A 10316-nucleotide genomic window follows, 5' to 3' on the forward strand; every position below is an offset into this window, starting at 1 on the left:
ACCTGAGGAGTATGGGTCCCGTCAATTTCCCACGGAACCCTCACTGCTCATGTGTTAAAACTCTCGACTAAACGTCAGGCCTACCGTTCTGGGTTTGCTGACAACAGCGCTCAGCTTTCCGAACGCCAAACCACCTGTGACTGGTTCCTGCTCATTCAGTAGGTTATTGGCGAAGGCGGTTACTGTCCAGTCGTTAGCCCTAACCCCCGTTCTCAGATTAACTATCTCGTAGGACTGGAGCTGAATGGTCCTGGCCAGGTTGTAATCCGCACTGCGTTCTCCTGTGTACTGGTAACTCAACCTGACAAAACCTTCAAGCTCTTGATTGACAGGAAAAGTATATTCACCAGAGGCACTCAAGGACAGCTCCGGCACATAGGGGGCGGTATCGCCTTTTTCTGCACCCGAAGCGGTATTGCCTTTGACAAACTCAGCTTCCATATACGCGCCTGCCAGAGACAGCATCAGGTCTCTCATGGGCAGTGCGGTGATCTCAAACTCAACCCCTTTACTCTCTTGTTCACCCTGGTTGTTCTTGTAGGCAAATCCGCAATGGGTTAACGCCACTTGCGATTGAACATTCTTCCATTCCGATTGGTAAGCGGTCACATTGGCAGAGATTCGATTATCAAGCCATGAGGTTTTGGCACCGATCTCCAGGTTAGTGATGTTGTCGGGTTCGAAGTTTCGCTCGGCATCATTGGCCCCACAGGTTAGGGGAATCTGGTCGTTGATACCGCCAAACCGGAAGCCAGTGGATTTGGATGCATAGATCATGGCATCTTCAGTGAGATCATAAGACACCGACAGCTTGTAGGTGGTTTTCTCGAAGCTGTCATCGCCAGTATTGAGTGTCTCGCCACCGTTGAAGAGGCCGGCGTAGTGCTGGGAATAGTCTTGCTCCCAGTCTGACCAGCGCCAACCAGCAAGAACCTCCAGCTTGTCTGTCAGCCGGTAGGTGAGTTCCCCAAAGAATCCCAAATGCTCTTGCTCGTTGGAGGTGTCGCCAAAGAATAAGTCGTCCAGCGGGCCATTACCGCCAACGCCAAAGGCCGTGGTCGGTGCACCAAAAGCCAATTCAATGGGCACGCCATAAGTCGCTTCGACAATATCGGTAAAACCGGGAACGAGATACTCGATATCGTACTGCAATTTTTGCTTGGAGTAATAGCCGCCCACTACCCATTGCAGGTCACTTTCGGTGTTTGCAGAGGATACTCGTATTTCCTGTGAAAAGTCCTCCTGAGCAAATTCGTGCACAATAGGTGAATCTTCAGCCTGCACACCCACGAAGGCTACAAGAACGTCGTATGTGTTGCTTTCTGTTGAATATTCCCGGTCCAGGAAAGAGGTGGTAGAAACCAGATTGACCCAATCCGTTTGATATTCAACATTCAGGCTGTACACCACCATTTCGTTGTCTTGTAGCGTTTCGCCAAAATGAGCGGTGGTCAGGTCGCGCACTTTTATGACGGAAGAGCCGTCGTCTTCATAGCTGATGCCGTTCCCGCTCTCTCCCAGCTCTTGTTCCTGGTAGAAAATGTTGCCGGTAATCTCGAGATCGTCGGTGGGAGCGTATCGTAAAGACGTTCTCAGGTTACTTCGACTCAGCTCGTTATCGTCATCATTGTCGAGTGTAATATTGTCAATGTAGCTAGGGTCTTCCTGGTGCGTGGCAACCACACGCAACGCCAGCGTATCTGATAGGGGAAGGTTGACCATGCCCTTGGTTGAATAGCCGTTGCCACCTTCGTCGATGGAGGATACGCCAGCTTCAATCTTGGCAGCAAACTCTTCAAAATTTGCTTTATTGGTAACAAAGCGGACGTTACCTCCCATGGCACCATTGCCATACAAAGTGCCCTGGGGGCCGCGAAGCACTTCAACCCTTTGAATATCAAAGAGCTCTATGTTGGGGGTGAAACCGGGGGCGGAAAGTGCCATATCATCCAGATAGACACTGGTTAGCGCCTGGTCCTGTACAGAATCCCCTTTAAAGCTGCCCGCCGTAATACCGCGCATGGAGATCTGGGGGGAGCCATTGCCGTTGACGTCAACAATGTTGAGACTGGGTGCCAGCTGACCGACTGAGCTTAAATCTGTAATACCGGATGCCTCAATAGCATCTTGAGTGACTGCCTGAATACTCGTACTGATATCCTGTAAAGATTGGGCATAACCGCGCTTAGAGGCGGTAACTACAATTTCTTCTAGTGAAAAATCTTCAGACTCTGCACTGTTGGTGTCGGCGGCGTGTGCAAATCCAGCCCCCAGTGCGGTTATCGCATAAGAAATTCCAAGTGCGATCTTAGTTTTTTGTAGCATCTGTTATCTCCAGTATTGAAATAGTTTTTATTGTGATGGTTTGGTCGGCACAGCTAAAAGCATTCATCCTATATAGCAAAATATAATTAAAATATATCCCTTAATTTCAAACGGTCGATTCTTGGGCTAATTCATGTGAATTAATGCAGTTACATTACTCCTGGCTTTGTAAGTTGTCAACGGGTGATTAATTAACATCGCAAACATGCGAAACACGCTTGTTAGAATCGTAAATCTATGGTTATAATCCAACTGTATTAATTCACTTAGATTAAAAGATGTGGGCTGTATAGGCGGCATTCGGGTTGTCGGTTAATCCACGCGAGTTAGATGTAGGTCGGTTGCTGGTAGGCGAACCGGCGTTGTAAAAGCAATTTAAAAGAGAGTGTAAAGATGAAAACAAGTTATCAGGCAGTCGTGATTGGCGGTGGGGTTGTTGGCGCCAGTGTGTTGTACCACCTGGCAAAACTGGGCTGGTCCGAAGTGGCGCTGATTGAGCGCGCAGAGCTGACAGCGGGTTCAAGCTGGCACGCTGCCGGTGGTTTTCATGCTGTGAATGCCGACCCCAATATGGCGGCATTGCAGGATTACACGATTAACCTTTATAAAGAAATCCAGGAAGAGAGTGGCCAGGACGTCGGTCTTCACATGACCGGCGGTATCAATTTTGCCACCACGCCTGAGCGCTGGGAGATGCTGAAAGCCAACTGGGCGACCTATCAATCCATGGGTATTGAAACCGCAAGGCTGGTAACGCCGGACGAAATTCAAGCGCTTTGTCCCATTGTTAATATCGACGGTGTGGTGGGCGGGCTCTATGACGCCAACGAAGGTCACCTCGACCCCTATGGTGCCACCCACGCCTATGCCGGTGCCGCCCGCAAACGCGGTGCCGATGTGATATTGCGCAATCGTGTTATCGAATTAAATCATCGGGCCGATGGCTCCTGGGATGTGGTCACCGAAAAAGGCACCATTCACGCCGAGCATGTGGTCAACTGTGGCGGTCTGTGGGCCAAGCAGGTGGGTTTGATGGCCGGTGCCGACCTGCCGGTCACGCCCATGGAGCATCATTACTTGATCACCGACAGCGCGCCCGAAATTGCCGCGCTCAAAAATGAACTGCCATTGATGGTGGATCTGGACGGTTACACCTATATGCGACACGAAGGCCAGGGTGCCTTGCTGGGGGTGTACGAGGTAGACCACAAGCACTGGAATATGGAAGGTGCCCCCTGGGACTACGGTATGGAATTGATTCAGGAAGACCTGCCCCGTATTGAAAAAGAATTGATGATGGGTTTTGAGCGTTACCCCTGCCTGCAGGAAACCGGCATCAAACGCTGGGTGAACGGTGCGTTTACCTTTACCCCGGATGGCAACCCGTTAATGGGGCCTGTGCCGGGTGTACGTAATTTCTGGACCGCCTGTGGTGTCATGGCCGGTTTTGCCCAGGGCGGAGGCGTGGGCCTGTCCCTGGCCCAGTGGATGGTTGAGGGTGAGCCGGGTGCCGATATCTACGGCATGGATGTGGCCCGTTACGGCGATTTTGCCGCTAACCGCGAATACCTGAAGCAAACCACGGGGCAGTTTTATTCCCGCCGTTTTGTCATGGCCTACCCCAATGAGCAGCTGCCCGCAGGTCGGCCATTAAAAACCTCCGGCGCTTTTGATGCCATGAGTCGCGCCGGCGCCCGCTGGTCTGCAAACTGGGGCTTGGAGACACCGCTGTATTTTGCCGAAGAAGGATTCGAGGAGATCCCCTCCCAGAAACGCTCAAATGCCCACGATATTGTCGCCGCCGAATGTCACGCAACCCGTGAGAGCGTGGGGCTGTTGGATATCTCAGCCTTTGCCCGTTATGAGGTGAGCGGTGAAGGTGCCCGCGAATGGCTCGATCATCTGCTGGCCTGCAAGCTGCCCGCAAAAGGGCGCGTTAAACTGGCGCCCATGCTGACGGAGTCTGGTCGCATGAAAGGTGATTTGACCGTCCTTAATTGGGATGACAACACCTTCTGGATTATGGGCTCCTATTATCTGCGCGCCTGGCATATGCGCTGGTTTAATGATCATCTGCCAGAAAGTGGTGTGACCGTGCGCGATATTGCCGATGACTGGGTGGGCTTCTCGCTCTCTGGCCCGAATTCCCGCGCCGTGCTTGAGCGGGTGGTTCGCAACGCCGATGTATCCGCCGACGGCATGAAGTTTTTAGCCTGCCGCGATTTGGAAGTCGGTCTTTGCAATGCCAAGGTCGCGCGTATTTCCCTCAGCGGCGAACTGGGCTATGAGATTAATGTGCCCGCCTCCCAGCATTTGGCTCTCTATAACACGCTTAAAGAAGCGGGTAAGGATCTTGGCCTGGTTGATGTTGGTTTTAATGCGCTCTTGTCCTTGCGTATGGAAAAGAGTATCGGCATCTGGAATGCGGAATTCACACACGGTTACACGCCGGGTCAGTGCGGCATGGATCGTTTTGTCGCGTTTGATAAAGGCGACTTTATTGGCCGCGACGCCGCGCTGAAAGAGCGTGATGAGTCGCCGTCCCAGCAAACCATTGTCACCCTGGAAATTGACACCGAAGAAGCGGAAGCGGCTAACCTCGACCCGATTTGGTTAGGCGAGCGCCGTGTTGGCTTTGTCACTTCGGGTGCCTATGGCCACTGTGTTCAGAAAAACCTGGCTTTGGCGTTTGTAGATCGCGACGTTATAGAAGAGGGGCTTGAGCTGGAGGTTCACGTAGTCGGCATCAAGCGCAAGGCCAGAATCATTGCGGATTCTCCCTTTGACCCCCAGGGCAGTCGTATGCGGGGATAACTAAGGAGCACTATAAAGCCTCTTATTATTATGATGGCTACGAAGACCAATGGTGATTAGACTAATGGTGCTTCGTAGCCGTAGTTAAAGGCCGTATCTCACCTTTTTGGGAAAAATAATATGGACGCCTTTGGTTCGATTGTTGGTTTTACGCTGTTTCTTGTCTTGTTCTTGGTGGTGGGCACCCTGGTGGCCCGACGCTCCGCCGGTAGCCGAGAGGAATACCTGTTGGGCGGGCGCTCAAACGGCAAATTTGTAGTGGGTTTGAGTGCGGGCGCGGCGGCGGCCAGTGGCTTTATTATGGTGGGGGCTGTTGGTGCCGGTTATACCATGGGGCTTGCAGCTGTACTGTTTCCACTGAGCTGGCTGTTGGGGGATTTACTCTTTTGGCAGTTTTTTCCTCGGCGCTTGTATAATACAGCCAAGCATTACAACTGCTTTACAGTGCCGGCATTGCTTGATGCCAAAACCGCAGACCGCAGTGTGATGTCGGTAAGACGGATAGCCGGGCTTTTGGTGGTGGTATTGATTGGTCTTTACGCCACGGCACAGCTGCTGGCGGCAGGTAAAACCGTCTCCGGTGCGTTTAATATCGATTTGACTTGGGGCGTGGTGATTGCGGCGGTCGTTATTCTTTTGTACTGCGCCAAAGGCGGATTAAAGTCCTCTATTATCAACAATTTTATTCAAGCCATTATTATTTTGCTGACCACCGTTATCATGTTAACCGTGGTGCTGGTGATGGCGGGTGGACCGGTAGCGGCATTTGAACAAGTCGAGGCGCTGGACCCCGGGCTGGTCTCTTTTAGCAGTTTAAGCGGGGTGATGCTCGCTGGTTTGGTGCTGGGCTGGGCGGCAACGGCACTGGGTTTTGATTTAAGTTCACCGCAATTTCTGGTTCGGCTGTTTTCTGGCAAGAGTGATACAGACGTTAATGCTTCCAAGTGGGTGTATCTATCGTTTATGCAGGTTGCCTGGATCTCCATGTCGTTGTTTGGCCTGATGTTAAACTTGTTTCTTCCCGGTCTGGCGGACCCCGAGCAGGGGCTGGCTGAATTCTCTGCAACTTTCTTCAGTCCCTTGCTGGTAGGTATTGTCATGGGAGGGATTTTTTCAGCGATTGCCTCCACACTGGATGCGCAGCTGCTGGTGATTTCCAGTGCCCTGTCTGAAGATTTATTTCCCAAGTTTTTTACACGGTTGATGCAGCGTTTTGGCACAATCGTGCAAACCAGTATCCCGGTGCTGGTGGCCGGTGTGTTGATTGTGCTGGCGACCAATGCCGGAACTACGGTGTTTGATTTGATTATTCTGTCAGCATCGATGTTGGCCGGCGCCTTTTCCCCCATCCTGTTGGTGGTGGTGTTCGGGTGGAAGACTAATGCCTTGGCGCTAAAAGCCGGCATGATGAGCGGTTTTCTGGTGTGCGCGGCCTGGCGCATTCTGGGTTACAGTGATGTGTTGCTGGAAACACTGCCGGGCCTGGTGGCCGGTTTATTGGTGCACGCATTGGTGGTAACCCTGTGTAAGGAAGCGCCTGATGCTAATAAGGAAAGAGTGAACCCCAATGCTGTCTGACCCGATCAGTTTGTCCGAAACCAAACGCAACCTGCTGCTGACCTCGCTGGAAGTCTTTGCGGAAAATGGCGTTGATGCCATCTCGGTTCGCACAATTACAAAAATGGCGGGCGCCAAGAATACCTCCGCCATCTACTACCACTTCAAGTCAAAAGAGCTGTTAATCGAGACCTTGATTGGCTATATACAGGATTGGTTCGACCGGGAACGGGAACCCTTGCTGGTTGCGCTGGAAGAGGATGAAACCCTTGACGAAAGCTCACTTCGCCAACTCTTGAATAGCCTGGCTTCACCGTTTGTCAAACTGTTGGAGACCGAAGAGTGGGGCTGCTCCGCGGTACGTTTTTTGGCTCGTATAGAGTACGAAGACGCCCAGGCTCCCTCCGATGCACTGAACAAACGCGCTCAGGTGGTAACTCAGCGGATGATGCGTCTACTCAGTCGCTGCGTGCCGCATATTCCGGAGACGCAGTTGAAGCGGCGACTCAATTACGTGGTTAACTCCCTGATTCAGGGTTTGGCTAACCACCGGCACCTGGAGAACAGCTATCTGGGGGACCTGAGTGCGAGCAGTATTGAGTCCCTAGCTGAGTTTTATATCGATTGTGGCGAACAGGTTATTCTTGCGCCGGCCAATCGCTGCTAGCTATCCAACCGCTTAAGGGGCCGCTGAGCAATACTGCCACTGTTTTTTTATTCAGAGGTACCCCAGGCCACAACAACCTTGGTTTGTTGTGGCCCTCTTTTTTGGCAGAGGCGCTCAATACGGCGCGCTTCCTTCTATATAGCCCAGGAGGTATACTCCGAGGCGTTATAGAAAGAAGAATTCACCCAATGGCCTTTGATTCGACCAGTCTGTCTGATACCCAGCGCAGTCTCCTGCTGACATCGCTCAATGTCTTCGCCGAAAACGGCATTGACGGGATGTCGGTTCGTGCGATTACCAAGATGGCGGGCGCCAAAAATACCTCTGCCATCTATTATCACTTCAAGTCAAAAGACCAATTGATCGAGACCTTGATCAACAACATCCAGGATTGGTTCGACCAAGAGCGTGATCCACTGCTGGTCGCGCTGGAAGAGGCCACTGAGCTCGATGAAAGGTCTCTGCGACAATTGCTGAGTGCCGTTGCTTACCCCTATATCACACTGCTCCAGACAGAAGAGTGGGGTCACTCCGCAGTGCGTTTTTTAGCCAGGGTGGAGTACGAAAACTCCCAGGTGCCCTCCGACGCACTGAACAAGCGCAGTCAGGTGGCGGTAGGTCGCATCATGCATTTACTGAAGCAGTGTGTTCCCACGCTTCCCGAGAAGCGGTTAAAGCAAAGATTCAATTACTTCCTCAACTCCCTGATCCAGGGCCTGGCCAACTACAAACACCTGGAAAACAGCTACCTGGGCGACCTGAGCGTAGACAGCTTTGAATCCCTGGCCGAGTTCTACATCGACTGCGGCGAGCTGGTGATTCTCGCCCCCGAAGACCGCTGCTAATCCACCTATTAAAGAGGGGTCAGATCAAACTTATGGCATCTGGTCCCACTAATCCCAAGCACTAGAATAAGCGCCAAAAGTTTCATCTGACCCTTGGTATGGGCGTTCAGGTGAACGCCTATATCGATGCCATGAGCGCGATCAGACCTACATATTCGAACGTCTACGGAGACGCAGAGCAAATCACGGTCTACAACTCCCTTGGCAACACTGCCCAGGATTTGTTTGCTGCCCGTCATGTCTATGACAAAGCCCTGGCCGAGAATGTGGGTGTGGTGGTAGAACTGTAACCAATTCGTCCTCTAAAAACAGACCGTAAGGTTAGAGCAAGGCGAGCAAAAAGGAGAGAGCATGAACAATAGTTGCTTTCAGCGAATCTGCCAGTGGTTGAAAAGGCCAATTATCGAGCAACATCCTCACTGGGGGGATGTCCAAAATGCTTGCGGTAAGCGCGCGTGAAATTGGCGTGATTTTGGTAGCCCAGCATTAGTGCCACTGTCAATACGGAGTGTTGGCCGGAATGCAACAGCTCTCGCGCCTTTATCATGCGAAGCTCCAGAGCAAACTCCATAATACTGGTACCAAAATACTGACGAAAAGAGTGCGTCAGGTGAGAGCGGCTCATATTCACCTGGTCAGCCAATTGATCGATTGAGGAGATCGCACCGCTGGCTCCAAAATAGCTGTTACAAGATACTATTGACGTTATCACTTTGGCTGATTTCTGGCAATAAATTACACTAAATTGGCAATAGTGGCTTGAAAATCGGCCGATATGACAATAGGTTTGCTCGGGATGACAGGACAGGGAATGGATAAAGACGATAATCTGGGTAGACATTTTCCGGATCCAACGGAACAACTTTTGAGGCTATTGAATATGAAACTTACCTCCACCCTGAATGAGGTTTCTGAGCGCGCCAAGGCGTTAATTGAAGACAATCTTGTGGCCGATATCTTGATGCCCGGTTGTCCGTTTGATGGGCTGTTTAAAAGCAACGGGGAGTACTTGCTCAGGGTGCTGGATGGTTATCGTGCCAATGGCGTGGACTGGGTCTCCGTTACCGTGGGACTGGATCATTTCCCCTCGATCGAAAAAACCACTCAAATTATTGCCAGCTACCGCAATATCTTTAACCCCAACATTAATCCGATGACGGCGGAGCGCTTTGCGCTGATCCGCTCCGTAGAGGAGATGGAAGCGGCCAAAGCGACCGGCAAACTGGCGGTTAATTTTAACTTCCAGGGCAGTATGCCGCTGCTCGGGAACCTGGATATGGTGGAGCTGTACTACTCGTTGGGTGTTGGCCAGATGTTGCTCGCTTACAACGATAAAAACCTGGTGGGTGACGGTTGCCACGAGCGCACCGATTGCGGGCTGAGCAAATTTGGACTCAACCTGGTGGCTAAGATGAATCAGGTTGGAATGATAGTGGACTTGACCCACACAGGCGAGCGAACCACACTGGAAGCCTCCGAGGCTTCTACAGAGCCGGTGATCTACTCTCACTCCAATCCGTTGGCACTGAATGAGCATGGTCGCAATATCAGTGATGCCCAAATTAAGGCCTGTGCCGCTACCGGTGGTGTCATCGGCGTTAATGGCGTGGGCGCCTTTATGAGCAAAGCGGGGGATAATGTGTCTGCCGACATTATTATCAAACAGATCGATTATATTGCCGAGCTGGTGGGTGCGGAACATGTCGGTTTCGGTTTGGATTATGTAGATAATATCGATTACCTGAATGAAATTGTTACTGGGCACTCCACCAAATTTCCAGCAGACCAGGGATACCACGATGTGAAGTTTGCCGGGCCTGATGCCATCCCCCATATCGTTGAAGGTTTATTGGCTAAAAACTACAGCGATGAGCAGGTGAAGGGCATTCTGGGTGGAAACTTTTTGCGTGTTTGTAGGCAGGTATGGAGGTAGCGTCGGCATGTCGAGACCCTGGGGTTTAATGAAATCGGGTGTCTGCTAAATTGGATACACTAATAGCTGCCGAAAATTTAGTCGCCATTCTTGCGGTATTGTTGCTGTTAGTTGCCCTGGGACTGTGGATGGAGACCCGCCCTAAACTTGGTCAATACGGCGTGCTTTCCATTAT

Annotated in this window: 8 protein-coding genes; 6 read left to right on the top strand and 2 right to left on the bottom strand. The window is 51.6% G+C overall.

From position 1 onward, the window contains the following. Positions 1-54: 54 nt before the first annotated feature. Positions 55-2325 carry a TonB-dependent receptor gene (locus HBA55_RS36360; RefSeq protein WP_167000983.1) on the bottom strand — a complete coding sequence of 757 codons (2271 nt, stop codon included), beginning with the start codon at positions 2323-2325 and terminating at the stop codon, positions 55-57. A 393-nt stretch (positions 2326-2718) separates the two neighbouring features. On the opposite strand from HBA55_RS36360, the gene HBA55_RS36365 reads away from it, so the two are divergent. The 5 genes from HBA55_RS36365 (at position 2719) to HBA55_RS36385 (ending at position 8498) form a co-directional block, all read left to right on the top strand. Beyond that, positions 2719-5139 carry a GcvT family protein gene (locus tag HBA55_RS36365; protein ID WP_167000985.1) on the top strand — a complete coding sequence of 807 codons (2421 nt, stop codon included), beginning with the start codon at positions 2719-2721 and terminating at the stop codon, positions 5137-5139. Positions 5140-5259: 120 nt separating this feature from the next. Continuing rightward, positions 5260-6717, top strand: a complete 1458-nt coding sequence (locus HBA55_RS36370; protein WP_167000989.1) for a sodium:solute symporter family transporter — start codon at positions 5260-5262, stop codon at positions 6715-6717. Next, positions 6707-7363 (top strand): TetR/AcrR family transcriptional regulator, encoded by a 657-nt coding sequence (locus tag HBA55_RS36375; protein ID WP_167000991.1) that lies wholly within the window; start codon positions 6707-6709, stop codon positions 7361-7363. The genes HBA55_RS36370 and HBA55_RS36375 overlap by 11 nt, the downstream gene beginning before the upstream one ends. Before the next feature lie 188 nt (positions 7364-7551). Continuing rightward, a complete protein-coding gene (locus HBA55_RS36380) occupies positions 7552-8208 on the top strand; it encodes a TetR/AcrR family transcriptional regulator (RefSeq protein ID WP_167000993.1) in 657 nt (218 codons plus the stop codon). 98 nt (positions 8209-8306) lie between these two features. Beyond that, positions 8307-8498 carry a hypothetical protein gene (locus tag HBA55_RS36385; RefSeq protein ID WP_167000995.1) on the top strand — a complete coding sequence of 64 codons (192 nt, stop codon included), beginning with the start codon at positions 8307-8309 and terminating at the stop codon, positions 8496-8498. Positions 8499-8608: 110 nt separating this feature from the next. Here HBA55_RS36385 and HBA55_RS37955 read toward each other — a convergent pair whose 3' ends face one another. Next, positions 8609-9049: a helix-turn-helix transcriptional regulator gene (locus HBA55_RS37955; protein ID WP_277345781.1), complete on the bottom strand. Its 441-nt coding sequence runs from the start codon at positions 9047-9049 to the stop codon at positions 8609-8611. Between the two features lie 39 nt (positions 9050-9088). Here HBA55_RS37955 and HBA55_RS36395 point away from each other — a divergent pair, with 39 nt between their 5' ends. Beyond that, entirely contained in the window at positions 9089-10141 is a 1053-nt protein-coding gene (locus HBA55_RS36395) for a dipeptidase (RefSeq protein WP_167001000.1), read from the top strand. Positions 10142-10316 lie beyond the last annotated feature (175 nt).

This window comes from Pseudomaricurvus alkylphenolicus (genome assembly GCF_011683955.1).
In the GTDB taxonomy this organism is placed as follows: domain Bacteria; phylum Pseudomonadota; class Gammaproteobacteria; order Pseudomonadales; family Cellvibrionaceae; genus Pseudomaricurvus; species Pseudomaricurvus alkylphenolicus.

Coding starts and splice junctions, on each gene's coding strand:
- HBA55_RS36360 (WP_167000983.1), bottom strand. CDS start 2,325: ATGCTACAAAAAACTAAGATCGCACTTGGAATTTCTTATGCGATAACC.
- HBA55_RS36375 (WP_167000991.1), top strand. CDS start 6,707: ATGCTGTCTGACCCGATCAGTTTGTCCGAAACCAAACGCAACCTGCTG.
- HBA55_RS36395 (WP_167001000.1), top strand. CDS start 9,089: ATGAAACTTACCTCCACCCTGAATGAGGTTTCTGAGCGCGCCAAGGCG.
- HBA55_RS36370 (WP_167000989.1), top strand. CDS start 5,260: ATGGACGCCTTTGGTTCGATTGTTGGTTTTACGCTGTTTCTTGTCTTG.
- HBA55_RS36385 (WP_167000995.1), top strand. CDS start 8,307: ATGGGCGTTCAGGTGAACGCCTATATCGATGCCATGAGCGCGATCAGA.
- HBA55_RS36380 (WP_167000993.1), top strand. CDS start 7,552: ATGGCCTTTGATTCGACCAGTCTGTCTGATACCCAGCGCAGTCTCCTG.
- HBA55_RS36365 (WP_167000985.1), top strand. CDS start 2,719: ATGAAAACAAGTTATCAGGCAGTCGTGATTGGCGGTGGGGTTGTTGGC.
- HBA55_RS37955 (WP_277345781.1), bottom strand. CDS start 9,049: ATGTCTACCCAGATTATCGTCTTTATCCATTCCCTGTCCTGTCATCCC.